At 65.0% G+C, this 25,631-nt stretch carries 27 protein-coding genes; 8 read left to right on the top strand and 19 right to left on the bottom strand.

Features of this window, described 5'->3' with window-relative positions:
- Window positions 1-30 precede the first annotated feature (30 nt).
- Entirely contained in the window at window positions 31-516 is a 486-nt protein-coding gene (locus G6N43_RS00790; protein ID WP_083153147.1) for a flavin reductase family protein, read from the top strand.
- A 12-nt stretch (window positions 517-528) separates the two neighbouring features.
- On the opposite strand, the gene G6N43_RS30360 is transcribed toward G6N43_RS00790, so the two are convergent.
- From G6N43_RS30360 to G6N43_RS00770, 5 genes are all read right to left on the bottom strand, one after another.
- A complete protein-coding gene (locus G6N43_RS30360) occupies window positions 529-690 on the bottom strand; it encodes a hypothetical protein (protein ID WP_110810432.1) in 162 nt (53 codons plus the stop codon).
- Window positions 691-780: 90 nt separating this feature from the next.
- On the bottom strand, window positions 781-1,530 hold the full coding sequence (locus G6N43_RS00785; RefSeq protein ID WP_083152997.1) for a succinate dehydrogenase/fumarate reductase iron-sulfur subunit: 750 nt from the start codon (window positions 1,528-1,530) through the stop codon (window positions 781-783).
- Window positions 1,531-1,539: 9 nt separating this feature from the next.
- Window positions 1,540-3,453, bottom strand: coding sequence for a fumarate reductase/succinate dehydrogenase flavoprotein subunit (locus G6N43_RS00780; protein ID WP_083152996.1), 1,914 nt, complete (start codon window positions 3,451-3,453; stop codon window positions 1,540-1,542).
- 32 nt (window positions 3,454-3,485) lie between these two features.
- Window positions 3,486-4,325 (bottom strand): succinate dehydrogenase subunit SdhC, encoded by an 840-nt coding sequence (locus G6N43_RS00775; protein ID WP_083152995.1) that lies wholly within the window; start codon window positions 4,323-4,325, stop codon window positions 3,486-3,488.
- A 46-nt stretch (window positions 4,326-4,371) separates the two neighbouring features.
- Window positions 4,372-4,665: an Rv0250c family protein gene (locus G6N43_RS00770; protein WP_083152994.1), complete on the bottom strand. Its 294-nt coding sequence runs from the start codon at window positions 4,663-4,665 to the stop codon at window positions 4,372-4,374.
- Window positions 4,666-4,774: 109 nt separating this feature from the next.
- Here G6N43_RS00770 and G6N43_RS00765 point away from each other — a divergent pair, with 109 nt between their 5' ends.
- Entirely contained in the window at window positions 4,775-5,533 is a 759-nt protein-coding gene (locus G6N43_RS00765) for an isocitrate lyase/PEP mutase family protein (RefSeq protein ID WP_083152993.1), read from the top strand.
- A gap of 342 nt (window positions 5,534-5,875) precedes the next feature.
- Here the strand turns inward: G6N43_RS00765 and G6N43_RS00760 are convergent, their stop codons facing one another.
- Window positions 5,876-6,283, bottom strand: a complete 408-nt coding sequence (locus G6N43_RS00760; protein WP_083153144.1) for an Hsp20/alpha crystallin family protein — start codon at window positions 6,281-6,283, stop codon at window positions 5,876-5,878.
- 204 nt (window positions 6,284-6,487) lie between these two features.
- On the opposite strand from G6N43_RS00760, the gene nirB reads away from it, so the two are divergent.
- Window positions 6,488-9,037 (top strand): nitrite reductase large subunit NirB, encoded by a 2,550-nt coding sequence (gene nirB, locus G6N43_RS00755; RefSeq protein WP_083153142.1) that lies wholly within the window; start codon window positions 6,488-6,490, stop codon window positions 9,035-9,037.
- Window positions 9,034-9,378, top strand: a complete 345-nt coding sequence (nirD, locus tag G6N43_RS00750; RefSeq protein WP_083152992.1) for a nitrite reductase small subunit NirD — start codon at window positions 9,034-9,036, stop codon at window positions 9,376-9,378. The genes nirB and nirD overlap by 4 nt, the downstream gene beginning before the upstream one ends.
- Before the next feature lie 11 nt (window positions 9,379-9,389).
- Here nirD and G6N43_RS00745 read toward each other — a convergent pair whose 3' ends face one another.
- The 13 genes from G6N43_RS00745 to lysE form a co-directional block, all read right to left on the bottom strand.
- On the bottom strand, window positions 9,390-10,172 hold the full coding sequence (locus G6N43_RS00745; RefSeq protein ID WP_165761879.1) for a superoxide dismutase family protein: 783 nt from the start codon (window positions 10,170-10,172) through the stop codon (window positions 9,390-9,392).
- 156 nt (window positions 10,173-10,328) lie between these two features.
- Window positions 10,329-11,021 (bottom strand): sirohydrochlorin chelatase, encoded by a 693-nt coding sequence (locus G6N43_RS00740; protein ID WP_083152991.1) that lies wholly within the window; start codon window positions 11,019-11,021, stop codon window positions 10,329-10,331.
- Complete coding sequence (locus G6N43_RS00735; RefSeq protein ID WP_083152990.1) at window positions 11,018-12,166, bottom strand: uroporphyrinogen-III synthase; 1,149 nt, start codon at window positions 12,164-12,166, stop codon at window positions 11,018-11,020. Before G6N43_RS00735 ends, G6N43_RS00740 begins: the two co-directional genes overlap by 4 nt.
- A 186-nt stretch (window positions 12,167-12,352) precedes the next feature.
- Window positions 12,353-12,919 carry a GNAT family N-acetyltransferase gene (locus G6N43_RS00730; RefSeq protein WP_083152989.1) on the bottom strand — a complete coding sequence of 189 codons (567 nt, stop codon included), beginning with the start codon at window positions 12,917-12,919 and terminating at the stop codon, window positions 12,353-12,355.
- Between the two features lie 51 nt (window positions 12,920-12,970).
- Complete coding sequence (locus G6N43_RS00725; protein ID WP_083152988.1) at window positions 12,971-13,882, bottom strand: 5-oxoprolinase/urea amidolyase family protein; 912 nt, start codon at window positions 13,880-13,882, stop codon at window positions 12,971-12,973.
- Window positions 13,879-14,565: a 5-oxoprolinase subunit B family protein gene (locus G6N43_RS00720; RefSeq protein ID WP_083152987.1), complete on the bottom strand. Its 687-nt coding sequence runs from the start codon at window positions 14,563-14,565 to the stop codon at window positions 13,879-13,881. The genes G6N43_RS00725 and G6N43_RS00720 overlap by 4 nt, the downstream gene beginning before the upstream one ends.
- Window positions 14,566-14,650: 85 nt before the next feature.
- Entirely contained in the window at window positions 14,651-15,355 is a 705-nt protein-coding gene (locus G6N43_RS00715) for a queuosine precursor transporter (RefSeq protein ID WP_083152986.1), read from the bottom strand.
- 12 nt (window positions 15,356-15,367) lie between these two features.
- Complete coding sequence (locus G6N43_RS00710) at window positions 15,368-16,267, bottom strand: ABC transporter substrate-binding protein (RefSeq protein WP_083152985.1); 900 nt, start codon at window positions 16,265-16,267, stop codon at window positions 15,368-15,370.
- Window positions 16,268-16,280: 13 nt separating this feature from the next.
- Entirely contained in the window at window positions 16,281-17,396 is a 1,116-nt protein-coding gene (locus tag G6N43_RS00705) for a YeiH family protein (RefSeq protein WP_083152984.1), read from the bottom strand.
- Window positions 17,397-17,536: 140 nt separating this feature from the next.
- Window positions 17,537-17,836: an EF-Tu/IF-2/RF-3 family GTPase gene (locus G6N43_RS00700; RefSeq protein ID WP_083152983.1), complete on the bottom strand. Its 300-nt coding sequence runs from the start codon at window positions 17,834-17,836 to the stop codon at window positions 17,537-17,539.
- Window positions 17,836-18,630, bottom strand: a complete 795-nt coding sequence (locus G6N43_RS00695) for an SDR family oxidoreductase (RefSeq protein ID WP_083152982.1) — start codon at window positions 18,628-18,630, stop codon at window positions 17,836-17,838. Before G6N43_RS00695 ends, G6N43_RS00700 begins: the two co-directional genes overlap by 1 nt.
- Entirely contained in the window at window positions 18,627-19,214 is a 588-nt protein-coding gene (locus G6N43_RS00690) for an acyl-CoA-like ligand-binding transcription factor (RefSeq protein ID WP_083152981.1), read from the bottom strand. The genes G6N43_RS00695 and G6N43_RS00690 overlap by 4 nt, the downstream gene beginning before the upstream one ends.
- A 12-nt stretch (window positions 19,215-19,226) precedes the next feature.
- Window positions 19,227-19,826, bottom strand: coding sequence for an L-lysine exporter (gene lysE / locus G6N43_RS00685; protein ID WP_083152980.1), 600 nt, complete (start codon window positions 19,824-19,826; stop codon window positions 19,227-19,229).
- A gap of 347 nt (window positions 19,827-20,173) precedes the next feature.
- On the opposite strand from lysE, the gene G6N43_RS00680 reads away from it, so the two are divergent.
- From G6N43_RS00680 to G6N43_RS00665, 4 genes are read left to right on the top strand one after another with little or no spacing between them, the layout of a single operon-like run.
- On the top strand, window positions 20,174-20,950 hold the full coding sequence (locus tag G6N43_RS00680) for a TnsA-like heteromeric transposase endonuclease subunit (protein ID WP_234810127.1): 777 nt from the start codon (window positions 20,174-20,176) through the stop codon (window positions 20,948-20,950).
- A complete protein-coding gene (locus G6N43_RS00675; protein ID WP_083152979.1) occupies window positions 20,947-23,115 on the top strand; it encodes a TnsB C-terminal domain-containing protein in 2,169 nt (722 codons plus the stop codon). The genes G6N43_RS00680 and G6N43_RS00675 overlap by 4 nt, the downstream gene beginning before the upstream one ends.
- On the top strand, window positions 23,112-24,290 hold the full coding sequence (locus G6N43_RS00670) for an ATP-binding protein (RefSeq protein WP_083152978.1): 1,179 nt from the start codon (window positions 23,112-23,114) through the stop codon (window positions 24,288-24,290). Before G6N43_RS00675 ends, G6N43_RS00670 begins: the two co-directional genes overlap by 4 nt.
- A complete protein-coding gene (locus G6N43_RS00665; protein ID WP_083152977.1) occupies window positions 24,287-25,489 on the top strand; it encodes a TniQ family protein in 1,203 nt (400 codons plus the stop codon). Before G6N43_RS00670 ends, G6N43_RS00665 begins: the two co-directional genes overlap by 4 nt.
- Window positions 25,490-25,631: the final 142 nt, after the last annotated feature.

The following is a 25,631-nucleotide window of genomic DNA, read 5'->3' as shown; positions in this document are numbered from 1 at the left end:
AGCCACCCGGTTCGTGTGAAAATGAAGTCGATGAGCAAAAGCGATCTGAGCCCGACGTCACTGCGGGAGGCGTTCGGCCATTTCCCGTCCGGTGTCATCGCGATAGCGGCCGAGGTCGACGGGGTTCGGGTCGGTCTGGCCGCGAGCACCTTCGTGCCGGTGTCGCTCGATCCGCCGTTGGTGTCCTTCTGCGTGCAGAACAGCTCCGAGACGTGGCCGAAGCTGCGCGACCTTCCCCATTTGGGGATCAGCCTGCTCGGCGAATCGCACGACGCCGCCGCGCGCACCCTGGCGGCGAAGACCGGCGACAGGTTCGCCGGCATGGACACCCACTCACGCGAATCCGGCGCGGTGTTCGTCGGCGGTACCAGCGTCTGGTTGGAGAGTTCGATCGAGCAGTTGGTTCCCGCCGGGGATCACACCATCGTCATCCTGCGAGTCAACGAAATCACCGTGCACGACGATGTACCACCGATCGTGTTCCACCGCAGCACATTTCGTCGCTTGGGCGCATAACGCCCGAGCGGGTCACGGGCGAGCGGCCAGCTCCTCGCGATAACCGTTGATGCGCTGTTCGAGTTCTTCGGCGTCGGCGGTGCGGCCCTCCTTGCGGGCCAGCTCCGCGCGGCTGCTGAGTTCACGAATCGCAGTGCGGATGTCGTTGATGCTGTGCGGCTCCCGCAGACTCATATCGTCGCCTTTCTTCGATAATCGGCTGCCTTATATAGAGGCTACCCGCGGTGCCGCCAACCTCAAGCCTGATTCAAGTCCGCCGACTCGTCACCGCCGAAAAAGCTTGCTGCCCAGCCACACCACCGGGTCGTACTTGCGGTCGGCGGCACGTTCCTTCAGCGGGATCAGCGCATTGTCGGTGATCTTGATGTGCTCGGGGCACACCTCGGTGCAGCACTTGGTGATGTTGCAGAAGCCCAGGCCGTTCTCGTCCTGCGCCTGCACCGAACGGTTACCCCGGGTGTCCAGGGGATGCATGTCGAGTTCGGTCTGCCGCATCAGGTACCGCGGTCCCGCGTACGCCTTCTTGTTCTCCTCGTGGTCACGCACCACGTGACAGATGTTCTGGCACAGGAAGCACTCGATGCACTTGCGGAACTCCTGCGATCGGTTCACGTCCTCCTGCATCATCCGGTACTCACCGGGCTGAAGATCCTTCGGCGGGGTGAACGACGGGATCTCCCTGGCCTTCTCGTAGTTGAACGAGACATCGGTGACGAGGTCGCGGATCACCGGGAAGGTGCGCAGCGGGGTGACCGTGATGGTCTCCGTCGGTTCGAACGTCGACATGCGCGTCATGCACATCAGCCGCGGCCGGCCGTTGATCTCGGCCGAGCAGGATCCGCACTTTCCTGCTTTGCAGTTCCACCGCACCGCGAGATCGCCGGTCTGGGTCTGCTGCAGCCGGTGGATGATGTCGAGTACCACCTCGCCCTCGTTGACCTCGACCGAGTAGTCCTGCAGGCCTCCGCCGTTCTGGTCGCCGCGCCAGACCCGCATATTCGCTTGGTAGGTCATCAGGCTCTCCTAACCTTTCCGAGCCGAGTGGTGCTCGAGTTCCTCGGGCGTGAAGTACTTCTCCAGCTCTTCGAGCTCGATGAGCTCGAGCAGGTCTTCGCGCATCGGTACCTGGTCCTCGCGGGTGATGGTGATCTCGGGCACGACCGCATCGCCTTGCGCGCGACATACCAGCAGCGTCTTGCGCCAGTGGGCATCCATGGTCGGATGGTCGTCGCGGGTGTGCCCGCCGCGGCTCTCCGTGCGCTCCAGTGCGGCCCTGGCGATGCACTCGCTGACGATGAGCATGTTGCGCAGGTCGACCGCCAGGTGCCAGCCGGGATTGAAGTGCCGGTCGCCCGCCACCCGGACGCGCTTGTAACGCTCGCGCAGCTCCTGGAGCTTCTCGATCGCCTCGGACACTTCATCGGCCTTGCGGATGATGCCGACCAGGCTGTTCATCGTGTCCTGGAGGTCGAGCTGCAGGGTGTACGGATTCTCCGTCGCATCACCGTCGGACGGACCCTCGAACGGTGAGAGCGCCAGTTTGGCCGCGTCCTCGACGGCTGCCTCGGACACCTTCGGCCGATCGGACAGTGCGCGTACGTAGTCGGCGGCCCCCATTCCCGCCCGCCTGCCGAACACCAGCAGATCGGAGAGGGAGTTGCCGCCGAGGCGGTTCGATCCGTGCATGCCACCCGAGCACTCACCGGCGGCGAACAGCCCCGGTGTCTTGGCGGCGCCGGTGTCGGGGTCGACCTCGACACCGCCCATCACGTAGTGACAGGTGGGTCCGACCTCCATGGGCTCCTTGGTGATGTCCACCTCGGCGAGCTCCATGAACTGGTGATACATCGACGGCAGCCGTCGCTTGATCTCCTCGGCGGGCAGCCGCGAGGCGATGTCGAGGAAGACGCCGCCGTGCGGTGAGTTTCGCCCGGCCTTGACTTCGGAGTTGATGGCGCGCGCCACCTCGTCACGGGGCAGCAGGTCGGGCGTGCGGCGCGCGGAGTCGTTGTCCTTGAGCCACTGGTCGGCTTCCTCGATGGTCTCGGCGTACTGACCCTTGAACACCGGCGGGATGTAGTCGAACATGAACCGCGTGCCGTCGGAGTTCTTCAGCACTCCGCCGTCGCCGCGCACACCCTCGGTCACGAGGATGCCCTTGACGCTCGGCGGCCACACCATGCCGGTCGGGTGGAACTGGACAAACTCCATGTTGATCAGCGTCGCGCCCGCCCGCAGTGCCAGGGCGTGCCCGTCGCCGGTGTACTCCCACGAATTCGACGTCACCTTGTAGGACTTGCCGATGCCACCGGTCGCCAGCACCACCGCCGGCGTCTGGAAGAGGATGAAGTTCCCGCTCTCGCGCCAGTAGCCGAACGCACCCGCGATCCTGTCGCCGTCCTTGACCAGGTCCGTGATGGTGCATTCGTGGAACACCTTGATGCGCGCCTCGTAGTCACCGAACTCGGCCTTGTCCTCCTGCTGCAGCGAGACGACCTTCTGCTGCAGCGTGCGGATGATCTCCAGACCGGTGCGGTCGCCGACGTGGGCGAGCCGCGGATAGGTGTGACCGCCGAAGTTGCGCTGGCTGATCCGCCCGTCCTTGGTGCGGTCGAAGAGCGCGCCGTAGGTCTCCAGCTCCCAGACGCGGTCCGGCGCCTCCTTGGCGTGCAACTCGGCCATGCGCCAGTTGTTCAGGAACTTCCCGCCGCGCATGGTGTCGCGAAAGTGGACCTGCCAGTTGTCCTTCGGGTTCGCATTGCCCATCGCAGCGGCGCAGCCACCCTCGGCCATCACGGTGTGCGCCTTGCCGAACAACGACTTCGTGACGACGGCCACCCGCAGGCCACGTTCCCGGGCCTCGATGACCGCCCGCAGACCCGCGCCGCCGGCTCCGATCACGACCACGTCGTACTCGTGCCGCTCGACATCAACCATTGATAATCCTCACTAAATTGCGAATATGCATGTCAGCCAATAAATCTCAGGTCAGAGATGGTGCCGCTGGCGACCAACATGATGTAGAAGTCGGTCAGCATCAACGTTCCCAACGTGACCCACGCGTACAACTTGTGTCGCGCGTTGAGAACACTCACCTGAGTCCAGAACCAGTACCGGATCGGGTGTTTCGAGAAATGCTTGAGGCGGCCGCCCACGACGTGGCGGCAGGAGTGGCAGGACAGCGTGTAGACCCACAGCATCACCACGTTGCCGACGAGAATGATGTTGCCCAAACCGAATCCGAAACCGCTCGGGGACTGGAAGGCGATGATCGCGTCGTAGGTGTTGATCACCGAGATGATGGCCGCGACGTAGAAGAAGTACCGGTGGGTGTTCTGGATGATCAACGGGAAGCGCGTCTCACCGGTGTATTTCGCATGCGGTTCGGCCACCGCGCATGCGGTCGGCGCCTGCCACACCGACCGGTAGTAGGCCCCGCGGTAGTAGTAGCAGGTGAGACGGAACAGCAGCAGGAACGGCAGCGAGAACGCGGCGTAGGGCAGCCACCAGACGTCGGGCAGGTACTGGCCGAAGTGGCTGGCCTCCGGGATGCAGCCCGACTGTGTCGCCTCGTTCCACTTGACGACACAGGGCGAGTAGAACGGTGTCAGGTAGTGGTAGTCCGCGACGTAATAGTTGTTCTGTAGGAACGCCCGCACCGTCGCGTAGATGACGAACGCGGCGAAGCCCAGATCGACGACCAGTGGCGACTGCCACCACCGGTCGGTGCGGAGGGTGCGCTGCGGGATCTGAGCACGGCTCGGCGAAAAGACGCCGGTCGCCTTGCGGTCGGCGGTGGGTGCGCTCACTGTTACCTCTCGGAGTTGTCGTATCCCAGGTCAGGTGGTGGCTCGCCTAGTGCGTGCCACCCAGACCCTCGTCGTCGACACCGCGCCAGAACTCGGTGTCGTACTGCGTGTCCGGAATCGGGATCCTTTCGCCGCCCTGGTGGTGGACCACACCGCGGGCGAGCTCCAGCTCCTCGGCGTCGATGTCCAGACGGTCGATGTCGTTGAGGATCCGCTCGGCATCGTTCACGATCCGGCGGGTGGCCGGACTGTCGCCGTACCTGGACGCCAACGTGGTGACGCACCGTCGCAGGTTTCCGATTAGCTCGTGAAGTTCGGCGAGTTCGGTAGTGCTGGACAAGTGACCTCCTTGGGCTGAAGGGTGTCAGGCAACACGTTACGACACCCGGCGCTAGTCACATCATGCACCGGGTAGTGAGACAGATCACGCTGAAGCGGAGGTTCGACCAATGCCCGACCAGGTTCTGAAGGAGCGCGCCGACTCCTTACTCGCCCTTCACCAGCCCGGCAACCCGGTGGTGCTGCCGACGGTATGGGATGCCTGGTCGGCCCGGCTGGCGGTCGACGCCGGGTTTGCCGCGCTCACCGTCGGCAGTCACCCGCTGGCCGATTCCGTCGGTAAGAGCGATCAGGAGGGGATGACGTTCGACGACGTCCTGGCCAGGATCAAACAGATCACCGCCGCGGTGGACGTGCCGGTGTCGGTCGACATCGAGTCCGGCTACGGTCAGGCGCCGACACGGCTGATCGAGGGCCTGCTCGAGGCCGGGGCCGTCGGCCTGAACATCGAGGACACCGTGCACAGCGAGGGCGGCCGGCTGCGGTCGTCGGGAGAGCACGCCGAACTCGTCGGCGCGCTGCGCAAGGCCGCCGACGCAACCGGGGTGCACGTGGTGGTCAACGCACGGACGGATCTCTTCCTGCGCCAGGACGGCGACGAGTCCGACCGGGTGGACCGCGCGATCGCGCGGCTCAAAGAGGCGGCGGCCGCGGGCGCTGATTCGCTGTACCCCGTCGGCCGTCACGACCCGGACACGCTGCGGCGCTTGGCCTCCGAGCTTCCGCTGCCCATCAACGCCATCGCGCTGCCCGACCAGGACGACCCGGCGTCGTTCGGGCCACTCGGCGTGGGTCGGATCAGCTTCGGCCCGTTCCTGCAGCGCGCTTTATCTGCGACAACGGCAGAGATTCTGCGGCGCTGGGCTTAGCATTCCGCGTGTGGCGGGCGATGACGAGCCGAACTGGTACGACGAGCAATCGCTCGCCGTGGCGGGTGGCGTGGCGGGGCTGATCCTGCTCGCTATCCTCGCCTATGCGGTGATGCGCACCTCGGATTCGGCCAAGGTGCCCGAGACGGTGTCGATTCCGACGTCGTCGGTCACTCCTCGACGTACACGACGTCCTCGACGACAACCACCACCAGCTACACGGTGCCGAGCGTCGAGACCAGCGAATACAACCCGCCTCCCCTTCCCAGCCCACGACCCGACCAGCCGACAACAGAAAGCCGGTGAAACCCCAAGGGCCCCACCGGCTCTCGTGTCGAGGTGTTATTTGCTCTCGATAGCGATGCGCTGCGGTTCGGCACCCCTGTGGGCACCGGCGACGCGTACCGTGAGTACCCCTGCGTCATAGGACGCCGAGATGGCATCGGTTGCGGCGTTCTCGGGCAGCTTGAACGATCGACGGAACGAGCCGTACCGCACCTCACGCAGCGTGCGGCCGTTCTCCTCGGATGCGTGCTCGTCGCGGCGCTCGCCACGAATCACCAGATGGCCGCGATCGACCTCGACGGTGACGTCCTTGTCCACGTCGACTCCGGGCAGTTCGAGGCGGACGACGGCGTCGTTACCGTCGCGCACGATCTCGGCCGCCGGGGTAAACCCCTCGAACACACCATCCTTGATCCAGCGGTCGATATCCCACGCGGGGCGCGACCACAGTGTCACTTTGCTCATGGTCTGTACTCCTCTGTTGTCGTGACCGGCACCACGCCGGTCCGCCACCCGCTATAACTTGAGTCGACCACGCTCATGTTCCAGCAGGGCGTTCGCTGTCAGCGAACCCGCTCACATCGGGTGACCGACGACGGTGAGCACACCGTGATGGCCGCTTCACACAAGGGCACATTGCGGCAATATCGCGTGCCTAGCCTCTGCGACATGCGTTCTCCAAGGAACGTCGTGGTCGTCGGCCACGGCATGGTCGGTCATCGGTTCGTCGAGGCGTTGCGTTCGCGCGACAGCGCCGGTGAATGGCGGGTGACCGTGCTCGCCGAGGAGGCCGACGCCGCCTATGACCGCGTCGGGCTCACCTCGTACACCGAACACTGGGACCGCGCGCAGCTGGCGCTGCCCGGCAACGCCTATCCCGGCGATGCTCTCGTCGAAACCCGGCTGGGCAGCCCCGTCACCGCCATCGATCGGACCGTCAAGTCCGTCATGACCGCCGCCGGCGATCGAGTCGACTACGACGCGCTGGTGCTGGCCACCGGTTCCTATGCCTTCGTTCCGCCGGTGCCCGGACGCGATCTGCCTGCCTGCCATGTGTATCGCACCCTCGACGACCTCGATGCGATCCGTGCGAGTGCGCAACGCGCGGTCGACGGGGGCACCCCCGTCGGTGTGGTCATCGGCGGAGGCCTGCTGGGCCTGGAGGCCGCCAACGCCCTGCGCTCATTCGGGCTACAGGCGCATGTCGTCGAGATGGCGCCGCGGCTGATGGCACAACAGCTCGACGAGGCCGGCGGTGCCCTGCTGGGCCGAATGATCGGCGATCTGGGGATCACCGTGCACACCGGTGTCGGAACGGAGAATATCGCTCCGGCACAACGCAATCGCCCCGTCCGGCGGTCCGCCGACAACGACTCGGTGCGCGTGACGTTGAGCGATGGGACGTTCATCGACACCGGGGTCGTGGTCTTCGCGGCAGGCGTGCGGCCCCGCGACGAACTCGCTCGTGACGCCGGATTGGCCGTCGCAGAGCGAGGTGGTGTACTCACCGACCTGTCCTGCACCACAACGGATCCCAACATCTATGCCGTCGGCGAGGTCGCGGCGATCGAGGGCCGCTGCTACGGCCTTGTCGGTCCCGGCTACACCAGCGCCGAGGTGGTGGCCGACAGATTGCTCGGCGGTGAGGCGGAATTCCCCGAGGCCGATATGTCGACCAAACTCAAGCTGCTCGGGGTCGACGTGGCCAGCTTCGGCGATGCGATGGGCACCGCCCCGGACTGCCTGGAGGTGGCGATCAACGACGCCGTCAAGCAGACCTACGCCAAGCTGGTGCTCTCCGACGATGCGAAGACGCTGCTTGGCGGCATCCTGGTCGGCGACGCGTCTGCGTACGGGGTGCTGCGGCCGATGGTGGGCGAGCAGCTGCCGGGTGACGCGTTGGCGTTGATCGCGCCGGCCGGATCTGAAGGCGGCGGGGGACTTGGCGTCGGTGCGCTGCCTGCCGCCGCGCAGATCTGCTCGTGCAACAACGTCACCAAGGGCGATCTGACCGAGGCCATCGCGGCTGGCTGCTGCGACGTGGCCGACCTGAAGAAGTGCACGCTGGCGGGCACGTCCTGCGGTTCGTGCGCTCCACTGCTCAAACAGTTGCTGGAGGCCGAGGGTGTCGAGCAGTCCAAGGCACTGTGTGAACACTTCAGCCATTCGCGTGCAGAGCTTTTCGAGATCATCACAGCGACGTCGATTCGGACCTTCTCGGGCCTAATCGAGCGGTTCGGCACCGGAAAGGGTTGCGACATCTGCAAACCCGCCGTGGCATCCATCCTGGCGTCGACGAGCTCGGATCACATCCTCGATGGTGAACAGGCCTCGCTGCAGGACAGCAACGACCACTTCCTGGCCAACATCCAGAAGAACGGCAGTTACTCGATCGTGCCGCGGGTGCCCGGCGGTGACATCACGCCCGAGCAACTGATCCTCATCGGCGAGATCGCAAGGGATTTCGACCTGTACACGAAGATCACCGGAGGGCAGCGCATCGACATGTTCGGTGCCCGCGTCGACCAGCTGCCCGAGATCTGGCGGCGGCTGGTCGAGGGTGGCATGGAGTCGGGCCACGCCTACGGCAAGGCGCTGCGGACGGTGAAGAGCTGTGTGGGCAGCGACTGGTGCCGGTACGGGCAGCAGGATTCGGTGCAGATGGCCATCAACCTCGAGCTGCGGTACCGCGGCCTGCGGGCGCCACACAAGATCAAGATGGGCGTCTCGGGCTGTGCGCGGGAATGCGCCGAGGCGCGCGGCAAGGATGTCGGCGTCATCGCGACCGAGACGGGGTGGAACCTCTACGTCGGCGGCAACGGCGGTATGACGCCCAAACACGCTCAACTGCTGGCGAGCGATCTCGATGACGAGACGCTGGTGCGCTACATCGACCGGTTCCTCATGTTCTACATCCGCACCGCCGACCGGCTGCAGCGCACCGCGCCGTGGGTCGAAAGCCTCGAGGGTGGGCTGGACCATCTGCGCGACGTCATCTGCAACGACTCCCTTGGGCTCGCCGACGAATTCGAGGCGGCGATCGCCCGCCACATCGAGGGCTACGCGTGCGAGTGGAAGGGCGTCCTAGAGGATCCGGAGAAGCTCTCCAGGTTCGTGTCGTTCGTCAACGCACCCGACGTCGCCGATCCCACCGTCGAGTTCACGCAGCGCTCGGGCCGCAAAGTTCCCATCGGATTGCCGAAGGTGCCTCAAAAATGACTCTTGTCAACGATGTCCAGGTATGGACGACTGCATGTGCCTACGACGACCTGATGCCGTGCCGCGGTGTGGGCGTGCTGCTGCCCGGTGGTGTGCAGGCGGCGCTGTTCCGGCTCGACGACGCCTCCCTGTATGCGGTGGGCAACATCGATCCGTTCTCCGGCGCGGCGGTGATCTCGCGCGGAATCGTCGGCGACCGCGGTGGCCGTCCGACCGTGCAGTCGCCGATCAAGAAGCAGGCGTTCGGTCTGGACGACGGGATCTGCCTCGACGACCCCGATGTCGCGCTCCCGGTCTACCCCACCCGAGTCGTGGACGGGGACGTACAGATCGGCGCCTGACCTGGCGCGGATCAACTGCCGTCAGGTCCGGGCAACGGGGGCACGGTGATCTCCGGAATCTCCGGGGGCTGGATCACGGTGACGGTGCTGGTACTCGTGCTGGGAACGACACTGGTAGTCGCCGTCTCGGCTGGCGACGTCGTCTCGGTGACCGTGGCAGGTGGAACTGTGGTGGTCTCGGGTGGAACTGCCGGGGCTGCGGTCGTGGTGACGGTCGATGTCGAGGTCGACACGGATGTGGTCGCCGTGCTCGCCGGACTCAGGACGCCGCAGGCGACTCGTTGCTCGGAGGCTGCGTCCTCGGCGCCCATGCCGGTGCCCTGGTGGAGCACGATTGCCGAGCCGTCGGGGCCCTTGAGTTGATCCTCGGTGAAACTGTCGCTGGTGGCGACGAGCTTGCCCGCCCCGTCCGAGCGCACGAGCAGAGACGGCAGATCCCCGCTCGCGGGCTCGCCGGTATGACCGGGAGCCTGAAAGTGGTCACCCGCAGAGGTGAAATCGCCTTCACACGTGCCGACCGCATGGACGTGCAGACCATGCAGTCCGGGGGAGAGGATGCCCGTACCGACGGTCTCGACCGTCACTGTGGCGTATCCACTGGAGAAGTCGATCGTCACATCGGCGACAGGCTCGCCGTCGGCCGTCTTCAGCTGGGTGGTCAGGGTTTCGGCGCTGGTCGTTAATTCCGATGTGGTCGGCGTCGACGAATCGTCGGCGGGCTGGTTGGCGCAGCCACTCAAAACGGTTACGGGCGCGGCAAATAAAGCGATGGCGGCAGTGACATGCTTGATCATGAGAGCGCGCGTACCCGTCGGTCCGTCGAAACAAACGCCGAAGACACCTGCTCTTTCCGAAGGCAAGGAGTCCGCTAGACCGTGAACAGACGCAAAGTGACCCAAATCGCCGGCGTGTCGGCGCATTTTCTTCTGCTCACGCAGAGGAGTGGACGGCTATACGGCGATCGCCAGCCTGGCGCGCCGGAACCGGCTGACGATCAGTCGCACCATCGCCGAATGCGATCCCAACGGCTCGGTAACCGCATCAGCGCCGCTGCAGCGCAGGCGATCCTGAAACAGCCCGTCCGACAGCAGATATGAGGCCACCACCACCCGGCGCGCACCGCGCCGGCGAAGGCGCGCCACCGCGTCGGCGACGGTGGGTTCCCCGGTTGCGGCGAATGCGAGTTCCACCCGATCGCCGATGACGGCGGATAGCAACGCGGCGACCCGCCTGAGGTCGGTTTGTGCCAGCGGGTTGGATGTTCCCGCCGCAGCGAGAACCACCGAGTCGGCTGGCCGCCAACCACATTCGACGAGCCGGTCTGCCAGTATGCGGCCGAGCTGCGGGCTGGGGCCCAGTGCCTCGGCGATCACGACATCGGGATGCCCGCTCGCCGCTGCGTGCTCGGGAATGTCGGTGTTGACGTGATAGCCGCGGGACAGAAATGCGGGGACCACGACCGCGGGCGTGTCGAGATTGCGAAGCACCTCGCTCGGGGTCGGGCCGAGCACGTCGACGAACGCGACGTGCACACCTGTCCCGAGTGCTACCGACACGCTGTGCGCCAGATCGCCGATGAGCGCGATTCCCGACTGCTTGCGGGTGCCATGCGCCACCAACACGTGTGCGGCGGGAGAACTCATAGTGCGTGTGCCAGTTCCTCGTCGATGGCCAGCCGGTAGCCACGCTTGACGACGGTCGACACGATGTTCTTGTCCCCCAGGGCAGTTCGAAGTCGCAGCACCGCCGTCTCGACGGCATGGGTATCGGTGCCGCTGCCGGGCAGCGCGGAAAGCAGCTTGTTGCGCGACACCACCGCCCCGGGGTGATGCGCCAGCGCCCGAATGGTGGCCATCCCCGCCGGTGACACCGCCTTGACATCGCCGTCGACCATCACGCAGGTGCCGCGGATCTCCAGCAGATGGCCGGCCACCTGCAACCTGCGGGAGCACAGCAGCGGGAGTTCGTCGGTGATGTGTCGGGCCAAGGCGCCCAACCTCATTCGTTCCGGTGCAGACGTCGGCACACCGAGTCGCACCAGCGGGCGCGCCGTGACCGGACCCACGCACATCGCGTGCACGTTGGTGCGTAGCGCGGAAAGGACCTGGTTTTCGATACCCATCTCCATCGCCCGCATTAACACCGACGCGACCGCGGGTGCGGAGGTGAAGCTCACCGCGTCGAACTTTTCCTCCGCGATGTCGGCCACGAGTTGGTCGAAGTCTCCGTTTCGGGGCGCCGGGCGCCATCGGTACACGCGGATCGGCACCACTTCGGCACCGGCCGCGCGCAGTTCGTCGAGAAACTCGGGGAAGGGGTCCCAGTCCTCGGTCGCGCCGTGCAGTTGCACCGCGATGCGCTGCCCGGCGATGCCGCCCTCGACCAGGTAATGCAGCAGTTCGCGCGATGACTCCGAATCAGGTGACCACTCCTCGGGCAGTCCCGCGGCGCGCAACGCACCCGTGGCTTTCGGCCCGCGCGACACGATGCGCGCCTTGCCCAACGCATCGATCAGGTCGCCGGCCAGTCCCCAACCGTCGGCGGCCGCGACCCATCCGCGGAACCCGATGCCGGTGGTCGCGATCACGATGTCCGGCGGTACCTCGATCAGTGCTTCGGTGTTGGCGCGCAGTGCGTCGTCGTCGGGAAGCGGCACCATCGCGATCGCCGCCGCGCTGGTCACGGTGGCGCCGCGGCGCTGCAGCAGCGCGCTCAGTTCTTCGGCGCGGCGGGCGGATGTCACCGCGACCCGAAATCCGGTGAGCGGTGCCCAGTCAGCCTCACTCATGACACCTGTGTATTCAGCTCATGTTTCCAGGTGATTACTTGACCATTGCCTGGACGTGTCGGGGCTCGTCGGCAATCCATAACACCAGGTTATGGACGCTTTATTGCCCCGGAAGTGCACTGCGGTGACCCCGCCGTGAACTTCCCCTCACGCGGTGGTTGCAGCGGGTGTGAGCTTCTGAGTCGGCTACCAGACGTCGCCGTCGCGCCAATCGCAGATGATCTCGGCGGTGGTGTCCAGTGGGGCGTTGTCGGGCAGTGCGATGGGCAAAACAAACAGGCAGTTGTCGTCGTCGGGGGTGCGCGTCACCCCAGCGGGCGCCAGCACAGACGTCGGCCCCTGCCACGGCAACCACCCGCGCCCGAGGTAGATGCGCCTGCCCGCCGGGGATGCGCTCAGCGCGCCGATTTGATACGCGCCGCGCAACACCTGCTCCGCGGCATCCATCACCGCCGTCGCGAGGCCCTGCCCCCGTCTGTCTTCACGCACGGCGACACCTTCGATGTAGCCGCAGCGCAGTGTGACGCCCCGGTACAGCAGGCGCCGCTGCACCACCGCGGCATGTGCGATCAGCGCACCGTGGTCGAAGATCATCGCGTGCATGCCGCCGAGCGAATGCTCCCAGTCGGTGTCGGTGAACTCACCGCCGAACGCTTCGATCACCATCCGGCGTGCGTCGTCGCGAGTCTCGTTGTCGAGATCGGAGGTGTGGATCAAGCGGGCCGTGTGGACGCGAGGAACTTCCTCGCGCACGTGGAATGGACTGTGCGCGTGCACACTGCCGTTCTACCAGGTGACGGCGCGCTATGTAGTGCGTTCGAATGGACGACGGGGTCGCGACCAATGCATCCGGACCGTCTGGCCTGGTCGGATCTGGGCGACCCGGTCGATGTCGTCGTCGGCAACCACGCCGATCACCGGGTACCCGCCGGTGACCGGGTGATCCGGACCGAGGATCACCGGAAAGCCGTTCGGCGGCACTTGAATTGCGCCGCGCGTCGCTCCTTCGCTCGGTAGCTGACGGTCCGGCCAGCGGTACTCCAGCGGCATACCGACCAGCCGCATCCCGACGCGATCGCTCTTGTTGGTGGCCTGCCAGTTGGTGCGGATCAGCACGTCCGGGTCGACGAACCAATCGTCGCGAGGCCCTGGCACCACCATCAGCTCGAGCACGTCCTCTTCGATCGCCGCCACCGGCGCCTGGTCTAACTCGGGGAACTCGTCGTCGCGGTGCTCACCGATCGGCAGCACGTCGCCAGGGGTGAGCGGCAGCGGCCCGATCGCCGACATGACGTCGTACGAACGCGACCCGAGCACCGGTTCGACGTCGATGCCGCCGTGCACCGCCAGGTACGTCCGCAGCCCAGACTGCGGTGCGCCGAGCGTGATCACCTCGCCATCATGGGCGTAGTGAATGCTGTTCGTGCCGAACGGAACCCCGTTCACCGAGGGATTGGTGTCCGCCCCGGTGACCGCGATAGCGACCCCCTCCCTGCCGCCGCCGCGCACCCGCGCCGTCAGCCCGCCGAACATCACCTCGATGGTGGCGAACCCGCCCGGGTTGGCGACCAGCCGATTAGCCAGGGTGTGCGAACGACGGTCGGCCGCACCGGAGCGACTGACCCCCATGTGGGCAAGCCCCGGTCTGCCGAGGTCCTCGATCAGCGACAGCGGTCCCGACTGCAGGATCTCCAGCGTCGCACGCGGCGCGCTCATCGCGACACCGCCACGAACTGCACCCACATACCCGGGATCAACAACGCCGGCTGCTCACGATTGACGTCCCACAGCGGCTCCTGATTCACGGAGGTCTGCCCGATCAACTGCCAGCCGCCGGGGCACTCGCGTGGGTAGACGCCGCTGAATTCACCTGCGAGGCCGACTGATCCCGCGGGGACCTTGGTCCGCGGCTCGGCACGCCGCGGCACCTCGAGCCGGCTGTCGCCACCGACCAGGTAGGCGAACCCAGGGGCGAAACCTCCGAAGCCGACTCGCCACAGGGTTCCGGTGTGCGCCGCGACGACCTGCTCGGCGGTCAACCCCGTCAGCCGGGCGACCTCGTCGAGATCAGGACCGTCATAGACCACCTCGATCGAGACGTCGGCGCGCGGTTCTGCCGTCGAGGCTTCTCTCGACGCGGTCGGGACGTGCAGCTTGCGCAGCCGTTGCCGGGTGGGGGCCCGGTAGACGGCACCGTCGAGCTTGATCAGCACCGTGCGCGACGCCGGAACGATGTCCAGTACACCTGGCAGCCTGGCGTCCTGAATCGCCGACATCCATGCCAGCACCTCGTCGGTGTTGTCGAATTCCAACAGCAGGGCGCGATCGCCGTAGTCGTGGATCACAAGGCGATCCGCGCCGTTTGCGTTGGCGTCCATCAGATCCGCAGTCACGCTCATGGCACCAAATTACCCGCGAGTAGGAAGGGCTACTCCTGCTCTTCGGATGCTCTTTGAACCTTGCCAGAGGTGCCTTAACGAAGCCTCACACGGCGGGCTGATAAGTGGGCTCACGGCGCTTGATGAACGCGATCACCCGGTAGGTCACCGGCAGCACGACGATCTCGACAGCGGTCTTGTACACCCAGCCCAACGCCACGTACGTGAAGAAGTCCCGCCACGTGCTGATGCCGATCGCTCCCGCGGCGATGGCGCAGAACACCAGCGTGTCGGCGAACTCGCCGACGACGGTGGATCCGATCAACCGGGCCCACAGATGCTTCTCCTTCGTGCGGGCCTTGATCCGCACCACCACCCACGCGTTGAGCGTCTGCCCGACGAGAAAACCGGCGAGCCCGGCGATGATCAACTGCGTGAACGGTTTGACGACGGCCTCGAACGCGGCCTGGTTGGTGTAGAAGTCCGCGGGTGGCAGGTAGGCGGTGAGCCAGAAGGTGAACGCCGCGATGGCTTCCATCACGAAGGCTATATAGATGGCGCGCCGGGTGGCCTTGAAGCCGTACACCTCGGAGAGCACGTCGCCGATGACGTACGTCAACGGGAACACGATGAACCCGCCGTCGGTGATCAGCGACCAGTCGCCGATGATCGGTCCGAAGGCGATGCCCTTCGTGGCCGACACATTCGAGATCAGCACCAGCCCGGTGAAGATCGCGACCAACGCCGGATAGTAGGCCGAACCCGTGGTTGCGAAACCTCGGTGCTCGGACTCGGTGCTGGTGGCTGTCACCAGGTCATCTTGTCAGGCGATCACCTCGGCGATGCGGGCCGGCAGCGTCTGGGCCACCACCGGATACGACAGCGGCGAACCGAATGCGATGGCGCCCGCCAGTTCCTTGCCGGTGAAGACGTTTCGACGGCGGCTGATCTCCGGATCGGCCAGCAGGGCCGCCTGTTGTTCGTCACTTTCGGTGGTCCAGATCAGGACGTCGGCCGATTCGACGTTCTCGGCGACGGCAAAACCCATCTCGATGAGGAACTCGCTGCGCCATTCGGGCGACATCACCTTGGGCCCGTCCGGCGTCAGCGCGCCTTCGAGTAGCGCGACCTTCTTGCCGGCGAACTGCGCATTCTCCTTGCCCGCCGCAGCGAACTTCTGATCGACCGCGGCGATGAGGGCCTGCATCTCGTCGTGCTTGAACACCGCTTGGCCGATGGTGGTCGCCTGGACCTTCCACGGCTCGAAGAACGCGTCCTGCCCGGACTGCGCGATCGTCGGGGCGATGGCGGTCAGTTTGTTGTAGGTGTCTTGGTCGAGCCCCGCGTTGGTGGCGACGATCAGGTCGGGTCGCAACGCGGCGATCTGGTCCACCGCGATGCCGTCGACGAGGTTCAGCACCACCGGCTGTGCACCGCCGAGTTTCGGCTGTGCCCAGGGCCATACGCCGAACGGCTCGCCGCCGAACCAGTCGGTCACCGCGATCGGTACGACACCGACGGCGAGCAGATCGTCCTGCTCGGTGAGGCCGGCGCTGACCACCCGTTTGGGGGGCGCTGGGACGCGGGTCTCGCCGAACACGTGCTTGACCGTGACCGAGCCGTCGTTGGCGACCTCGCCCGGCTTCGACCCGCACGCGGCCAACGACGCGACCGCCCCGGCCGTCAACGCCAGGAAACCCCGCCGGGACAACGAAGCAGGCACCCGGCGAGAGTAGCTAACTCACCTGGAAACCGCCGAACAACACCGCGGCCAAGCCCAGCGCGACGACGATGTTAACCACTGTCGCCGAAGCGAACAGCGCAATCGGCCGCCAGCCGGCTTCCTTGAGCCCCTTCAGCGAGAACTCCAGGCCGATCGCGACGAACGCGAAGATCAGGAACCAGGTCCGCAGGTCGTTGACCGTCGTGATCGCCGACTTGTCCCCGCCCCACTGCAGAAACAGTGTGCCGACGATCGATGCGGCGATGAAGCCGAGCACGAATTTGGGGAACCGGTCCCAGAACTGGCGCAGCGAGGGCCGCGCTTGCTCGGCGGACTTGCGCTCCACCTTCAGCGCGAAGTACGCGGTCAACGCGATCGCGACGATCCCGATCAACGCGTTCTGGGTGGTCTTGACGATGGTGGCGATCTGCAGGGCGTCCTCACCGGCGAGGGCGCCCGCGGCGGCGACGGCCGCGGTGGTGTCGATATTGCCGCCGATCCACGCCCCGGCGACGGGCTCGGAAAGGTTGAGAACGTCTGCGAGCCAGGGCAGTAGGAAGATCGACGGCAGCGCAAAGGCGATCACCAGCGACGCGGCGTACGCGAGCTGTTCCTTCTTCGCCTGCACGGCTCCCGCGGCCGCGATGGCGGCGCTGACACCGCAGATCGACACGGCCGACGCCAGCAGTGCACGCAACTTGTCCTCCAGCTTGAGGACTCCGCCGAGCCACCAGGTGAAACCGAACACGATGGTGATCAACAGCAGCGCCTGGATGATCGCCGGTCCCGCCGCGGTGACGAGCACCTTCAGGTTGATGGACGCCCCGAGCAGGACCAGACCCGTTTTGATGAAGAACTCGGTACGAAAGCCCCGCGACAGCGCGTCGCGCAGTGCCAGTTTCGACAGAACGAGGTTACCGATCAGGCCCAAAGCGATTGCGTAGATCGGGAATTCGATGGACTTGGCGACCTTGGCGAACGGGGTGCCCTTGGCCCACTGCGGAACCTCCTGTTCGAGGAATCGGGTCGCCGCGCCCAACGCGATGACGAGCAGCACCCCGGCGACCGCGTAGCCGACCCCGTAGTCGCGGTCCTCGGCGGGGTTCTCGGTGGCGGTCTGCTCCGTCACGGGATCACGCTGCCCGGGATCGCTCCGGCGAGTACAAGAGCCAGCAGGCCCAGGCCGACGATGACGGCGAGCCAATCCTCGTTCATGCGCGGCACCGTATGTCGAGACGCGCGCGAGGTCACCCGTTGCGCTCAGCGCGATTAGATCGGTGGCGCCTCGCCATAGGTAGGGGACGGGGATGAGGAGGAAGATGAGGTCAACACGTCGCCCCGGTTCATATCGGTTCTCTCGATCCCCTTGATCAGCACTCCCACGTTTTCGCCGACGGTCGCCTCGTCCTGCTGTTTGCGAAACTTCTCGATGGCGGAGACCGTGAGGCCTGGACCGCCGTTGATGTGCACGGTGTCGCCGACGCGCAACGTCCCGCTTTCGACTCGGCCGGTTGCGACTACGCCGCGATTGCGGATGGAGAAGACGTCGACGACGGTCATCTTGAACATCAGGAGTGCGCCAATCGCTTGTTGATCAGCCGGGTGAGCCAGCCGGGGGAGAAGTGCGAGCCGGCCGCCAGCACCTTGGTTTGAGCGCCGACCGGGAAATGCACCTGGTGGATGGCGCGACGCAGCTTCGATGGTTCGGTGGCCGCCACGATGGCGTCGGCGATGTCCTGCGCCGTCAGTCGGATACCGAGCGACTCAGTGGTCCCCGTCTTGACGTTGTCGAGCATCCCCGTCTGCACGAACAGCGGCCACATCGCGATCACCCGGATGCCGTGGCGCTCCCATTCGAGGTCCAGTGCCTCGGTGATGCCCCGGACGAAGAACTTGGTCGCGCTGTAGTTGGCGAGTTCGGCCTGGCCGTAGATCGCCGACGCCGACGCGAGGTTGACCACGACGGCGTTCGGCGTGGTCCTCAGGTGGGGAAACGCGGCATACAGCCCGTTCACCACGCCCTTGGCGTTGATGTCGATTTCCTTGTGATGGCCGGCGATGTCCATCTCCTCGAACCTGCCGGCGCGCAGGATTCCCGCGTTGTTGATCATCACGTCGAGCCGGTCCCCTGCGGCTCTTACGAACTCACCGACCCGCTGTGCCATCTCGTCGGCGTCGGTGACGTCGAGGTGGCCGACGATCGCCTCGGTGCCGAGCCCGTCGATCTCGTCGGCGAGCGTCTTGAGCCCCACTTCATCGATGTCATAACCACCGACGGTGAAACCCTTCCTGGCAAAGGCCAGCGCCGTGGCCCTGCCGATGCCGGCTGCGGCACCGGTGATGAAAACGGTCTTGTGGGTCATGTAAACGGCATACCAGCTTCGAGGAGGTCCAGTGTCCGATACATCCGGTCGGCGATGCCGGAGGGATGGCCGTCGAGGGCGGTCAGCATGCTGCCGGTCACTGCACCCACGAATACGCGCACTTCGAGGTCGTCAGTATCACGGCTGGTGCGCCTGGCCTCCGTCTCGGCGAGCCGGCGGGCGGTGCGCTGGTATTCGTCCATCTGTGCGGCCCTCAGTTCCGGCTCCGAGAGGACGATGCGAAGTCGGGCACGCTCGAAGCGCCACTCGGCGGAGGCGAGAGCCGCAAGCGTGATCTCGACCGAGCGCCGAAATGCCTTGAGCGGCGCCATGTCTGCCGGTTGGGCGGCGAGCGCGTCGACGGTGACCATATCCAGGTCGTTGGCGATCAGCACCGACTCCTTGGTGGGGAAGTAGCGGAAGAAGGTGCTCGGCGCTATCTCGGCAGCCACGGCGATCTGTTCGATCGTGGTGTTGGCGTACCCGTTCGCCTGCACGAGCCGCAGCGCCGCACGCCGAATGGTGTCGCGGGTCTGGATCTTCTTTCGGTCGCGCAAACCCACCGCCGACTTGGTCGCCCCCATGGGCGGATTGTCTCAGGACAACGCCAACGACACGCCCAGTCCCGTCATTGTGATGGCAATCAGTCCGTCGAGGCTCCGCCAGGTCAGCGGGGTGGCGAACAGTCCGGAGAGGCGACGCGCCCCGAGGCCGAGGCCGACGAACCAGACCACACTGGCGGTGACCGCCCCGACGCCGAACAGCCATCGCCCGTCGCTGTGCTCGTTGGCCAGCGTGCCCAGCAGGATCACGGTGTCGAGGTAGACGTGCGGATTGAGCCACGTCAGCGCGAGACATGTGACCAGCGCTTCGAGTAGTCGCGCCGGACCCTTTTCCGACGGAGTCAGCGCCGACGGCCGCCAGGCCCGCCGCGCCGCGAGCAGCCCGTAACCGATCAGAAACGCCGCGCCGCCGAACCTTGCGGCGTCGAGCGCGACCGGATGCGCGGCAATCAGTGCACCGATGCCCGCGATGCCCGCGGTGATGAGCACCATGTCGGAGACGGCGCACACCGCCACGACCGCCAGCACGTGCTCGCCGCGGATGCCCTGGCGCAGCACGAAGGCGTTCTGCGCGCCGATCGCGACGATCAGCGTCAGCGAGGCGAGGAAGCCGACGATCAGGGGCGAGTCCACAAGGTTGACGCTAGGGACCTACAGCCCATCAGTACAGCTAAAGATTCTATATACGCATTAGCAATATTAATGTAAGTCAGTCTGATGACGATGCACGTCGGCGGTGCGGTTGTAGGTTCCCATTCTGCGTGGCGGATTCTCATTTGAGATGGCGGATGGTGGCGGATCCGCCATCTAGATGAGAATAAGTATGACTTTTGGCTGAGTTGCTCTGCGCGGATGGGCTTAAGGTCTTGCCGATCGCCTAGCCGAGCGGGCAAGCTGATTGCACGCCACTGTGGCGGAGTATTCCGATGTCTGCGCCGGATTGTCTAGGCTCCGAAGCTACGGTCGCTGGGCGGCCGTGGGTGGGTGAATCCTTGGCTGAAGGTTGGATACGCGACAGGGCTGTCGAGGTAGATGCCGAGTCTGCGACCATCGATTTGCGACCTTCGAAAGGCGAGATTGAACGTTCGTCGGTAGCGGGCGTGTCGCAGGCCGCGTTGTTAACCGCGAGGCCGTGGCGGACCTTTCGATGGTACGAGGGGCAGCGCCACTATTCGGGCAGTTATTGGGCGGCAACGGAAGCCAACCATGTCATCTATGAGTCGCGTTTGGAACTGTCGGCGTTGGTAATGGCGGATTTCGATCGCGCGGTGTGCAAGATCGTCGCCCAGCCATTTCTGCTGCAGGCAGTGGTGAACGGTCATCGTCGTCGCCACATTCCGGACTATTTGCTGCGCACAACAACGGGTTTGGTAGTGGTCGATGTTGTTCGAGCGCGGCGCCTTGCGGAGGACCCGGCAGCTGGAGAGCTGTGTGCGTGGACCCATGAGGTAATAGGCTCAACAGGTTGGGAGTATCGGGTGTATAGCGAGCCGCCCACCGTCCTGATGCGAAACGTCGGATTCCTTTCCGGTTATCGGCGCTCGCGCTACATCTCACGAGATGCTTTGCGGGAAATCATTTTTCGTCGCAGAGCTATGGTCGGCCTACGAATCGATGACGCGCTGCGGGCAATTGGTAGAGCGGGCCCTGGGCCGCTGATGCGTAGTGCGCTGCTGCATACTCTTTGGAATCAAGAGTTCTCCGTGGACCTGCAAGGTCCGTTGCGTTCTTCCACTGTCTTGGGTGCGCCGCGATGACGCGGGCTTCGACACCGATTAGGACCGGAACTCGGTTCATGTATGAGGGTATGGCCCTCGAGATCGTAGAGATGCACGTCACGGGTGAGTCGTTGGAAGTTCTCGCCAAAGCGCTACGCGGCGAGACGATCAGGCGCCTGTCCATGTGTGAACTGCTGGAATGCGACCGCAGCTTGATCCTGCCCGACAATGATGAGGTTGCGCTGGATGCAATGGAAGCGCCTAGTGTGACCTTGTCAGCCGTACCTGCCGCTGTCCGGCAGCAAGCTTGTGAACGTGCAGCGCACGTACGAGAGGTGTTGACCGGTTTCCGCTCCGGCTCCGTAGCGATGGCGTTGGCGTGGGAGCCCAAACCTGAGTACTGCTCCAAAATTCCGTTGGCGGAGCGCTACCACGCAAAGGTGCGCGAGCTACGCGCTGCCGGAGAGCGCGTGGCCTATCGCACCATCGAACGGTGGGTGCAGCAATACCGTGCACACGGAGAGGCAGGGTTGGTCTCGCAACGCGCGGTTCAGCCCGGTATTGGCGGACGGCAGGATCCGCGGTGGCGGGAGACGGCTCTTGAGGTCATGAGTGAGTATGTAGATCTGTCGAAGCCCAATGAGGACTTGGTGATTCGTCGCACCCGTGCTCGGTTGGAGGCGCGGTTCGGTGTCGGTGCCGTGAAGATGCCGTCGCGGAGCACCGCTTACCGGATTCTGGGCGAGCTCGAAGAGCAGCACCCGCTGTTTAAGTACAGCACGAAACGCAACCGTGACGTCGCGACACGGTCGAGGGAGGTGTACGGCAAGCTGGCTCCGACCCGGCCGGGGGAGTACGTGCTGATGGACACGACGCGTCTGGACGTGTTCGCGATGGATCAGAACACTTTGAGGTGGATCAATGCCGAGCTGACGGTGGTGATGGATTGGTACAGCCGCTGCATTACCGGATTGCGGCTGACCCCGGTCTCAACGAAGTCGATCGATGCGGCTGCGGCACTGTACGAGACGTTTCGGCCGCGCCCGGCGGGGCGGGACTGGCCCGCGAAGGCAATGTGGCCTCCGCGGGGCATGCCGCGCTCGGTCCTTGTGGAACAGCAAGTGCTGGACGCGAATAGCGTTTTGGCGGCAACCCCGGCCGTGGTGCCCGACACGTTGGTAGTCGATCACGGCAGGATCTATGTCAGTGCGCATCTCAACAGCGTGTGTCAGCGTCTGGGGATCTCGATACAGCCGGCCCGGTTGCGCCGACCTCGTGATAAGGGGCCAGTGGAGCGGTTCTTCAATACGCTGCGAGTGGGCCTGCTGCAGGAACTGCCCGGCTACAAGGGTCAAGACATCTTCGCCCGCGGGGTGTCGCCGGAACAGGATCGCTGGTTCTATCTCGATGAACTAGAGGCGATCATCCGCGAATGGATCGCAGTGATCTATCACCACACTTCTCACGAGAGTCTGACTGGTATCGGTGTGCCTGGCCTGCACATGACCCCGGCGGAAATGTTCGTCCACGGGGTGGCGCGCGCCGGCTACCTCGAGGTACCGCGCGACCCAGATCTGGCCTATGAGTTCCTACCGGTGGCGTGGCGCACCATCCAGCATTACGGCATCGAAATGGACGGGCGAATCTATAAGGGCGGCATCATTGCTGGGCGAGCGAAGGAGAAAAGCCCGTACCCGGAAGGGAAGTGGCCGATCGCCTACAACGTCGATGACATTAGAACGGTGTACTTCCGTGATGGCCGCACGCGGGCCTGGCATCGGCTGGTGTGGGAGCACGCCGACATGCTCGATGCTCCGATGAGTGAGGAAATTCTGCGGTTTGAGCGGGCGTTGGCCAAGGCGCAGAACCGGTATGTCGACGATCCCTTGGCTATCGCCTGCTTCCTGGAGCGCCGAAAGCTGACCGTCGGCAACTCGATAGCCGAGCGGCGCAGGGTATTGCGGGTGGGCCGCGAACAGTCATCGCTCGTTGCTGATCTCACCCCGTCGCCGAGCTCTGAATTAAATTCGGTGACAACAGCCTTGGATCGCCAAACCGGGCAGCGTGGCCTTGACGCCGGAGCCGCCGACGGCCGTGCTGATGACCTCGACGACGAAGCCGAGCTGCTCGATGAACTCGACGATGCTGATGAACCGCCGTTAGAGCATGGCAGCTTCTACGACGGTGTATTGGAGGTGCAATGACAGAACAAGCCCCTCCGCGGTCGACGCAGACAGCCGCCGTGCGAGCACGCGGCAGATCGGACAACCGAAACCCGCGTGAATACCTGGACAACCTGACCTTGGCGCGCAAAGAGGGATGGCGCGCAATGGTTGAGGCACCGCCGCTCATCAGGCCAGAACCGTTGTCCAACAGACGACTTCGGCAACTAGGTCGGGCGGCCAAAGAAGACTACAACGATCAGCGGCGCCGTTGGCACGCTCAGATGGGCACGGTCATGACCGCCGAATGCCAATCGGTGCTGGAGCAACTCGAAGACTTCGTGGCGTGCAACTGCCAGACCGGTGAGGACGCCAAACCCCTGATCGCGCTCAGCGGCCTGCCCGGCTTGGGAAAAAGCACAGTAGCGCGGGTCTTCGGAAAGCGCCTACACCTGCGACACATCGAGCGCTACGGAGCGACCACCCGCGCGGGCGACGAGCGGTGGCCGGTGTGCCGGATCGGTATGACCGCCTCCACCGGAACCCGCGAATTCAACGCCGCGTTGTGCGATTTCTATGCCCATCCCGGCGTGTCTCGGGCCAGCGCACAGCAGCTTCTGCGATGCGCGCTCGATGATGTGTGGTCGTGTGAGACACGGCTGCTGATCATCGACGACCTGCACTTCTTGCGGGGCCGCCATGAGCGGATGACCGACCTGAGTAACCAGTTCAAATACATCGCCAACGAATTCCCACTGACTGTGCTTCTGATCGGTATCGGGCTGCACGAACGCAACGCGCTCCTCGATGACCGCAACGCCTATCGCGACCACGAGATGGAGCAGCTGCTGCGCTGCACGACGCCGGTGGACATGTCACCGTTTGGCGTCGATACCGAGACGCAGCGGCGGCGGTGGCGCGACGTGCTGCTCACCCTGGAACAACGACTGCTGTTGACCCAGAAGTATCCAGGCATGCTGGCCGATGACCTATCCGATCAGCTGTTCGTGCGCAGCACCGGTCACATCGGATCGCTGATGGCGCTGATCAGGCTGGCCTGCCAAAAAGCCATGCGCACCGGCACCGAGAAACTCACCGCCGACCTGATCGACACGTGCCGCATCGACAGCGCCGCCGAACTAGGCCGCCGCGAGCTGCAAGCAGCGTTTCGCACCGGCCGAAAAACTACACGCCTGCGAACAGCGCCGCCACCATGACCACGGTCCGCGCTCTGCCGCTGGCCACCGCACCCGTGCCGGGCGAAGCGCTGGATTCCTGGCTGCAAGCCACGGCAGTGCGCCACGGCATCGCACTCACTGATCTATACCAGCATCTGGGCCTGGACACGATCAGAGATCTGCGCGATTGCATCAGCACTGTCGCTGTCACGAATGACACCGCGCAAAGAATCAGCGCCGCAACCGGTGTCACGCCGACACAGATTCAGGCGATGACACTGGCCCGCTATCTGCCGGCGGTGACCCGCCGCCCGGATGCGGCACCAACGTTTACGGCCGTCACGCCGGGCCACCACGGAGACGGGTGGCGCTTCTGCCCGCACTGCCTGGCCGCCAGCGGGGGAGCATGGCTGCTGCGGTGGCGCTTGCTGTGGAGTTTCGCCTGCCTGCAGCATCACTGCCTGCTCTCGGAGCGCTGCCCACGATGCGGCCGACGACAACGGGCGCCGCAACCTATCGACGCGGTGCCGCCGCGCCCCGTTCACTGTGCCTACCCGGATCCAACGTCCACGGGGCGACGCCGACCGCGCTGCGACGCCGACTTGGCCGACACCGCCGTCATTGCCTTGTCGCCTGCCCACCCCGCAATGCTTGCCCAACGCGTCCTGGACAGTCTGCTCGCTGGTGAACTGGGCCTTTTCGGGCTCTACGCCGACCATCCCACCGCAGTGCCCGACGTCCTGGGGGATATCCGCCTTCTCGGACGCGGCATCCTTTCGGCCACCAAAGGCTCCTACCTCGACGACCTGTTGTTACCGGCCGACCTCGCCACACGATACCGAAAGCAGTTGCAACACAACATCGTTGCCGGCGCAATGGGAGGCATCGCCACATCGGTGATCGAAAGTGCGGCCGCAGCGACCGCCGCGATCACGCTGCTCGATAAGTCCGATCTGCAGTCCGCCGCGGCGCCACTGGCCGCGCTGCCCGACGATGTCTCGCGCTTCGTGCTGCAGCTGGCAGGGCCAATAGAACGCCTCGCCGTGATAAACCGGGAAGTACTGGCACTGGCCCCCGAAGTGGTTGGTATTCACAGCCAGAACCTGGGCGAGCGGATCAGAGACTGCAGAGACTCATCGAGGTTAGCGAGCACCGCGTCGGCGATCTGTTGGTGGCCTGCGATGTGGAGTCACCAGTGCTGCGGACCAGATTGTCAATCAATCGCTCGATCTGGGTGATCAACACGTCGTACTACGCGGTGTACCACGGATTATCGTGGACACTCGTTGCCTGTGGGAGGTGCGGAAACAATCGCGTCGAATATCGCTTGGGGCCAATTGACCATGTGCCCAACACCTGCAAGCACGTCCAACCTAGCGC

Source organism: Mycolicibacterium moriokaense (assembly GCF_010726085.1).
Taxonomy (GTDB): domain Bacteria; phylum Actinomycetota; class Actinomycetes; order Mycobacteriales; family Mycobacteriaceae; genus Mycobacterium; species Mycobacterium moriokaense.
Note: the sequence above shows the minus strand (reverse complement) of the source record. Positions and strands in the feature narration are given on the sequence as shown.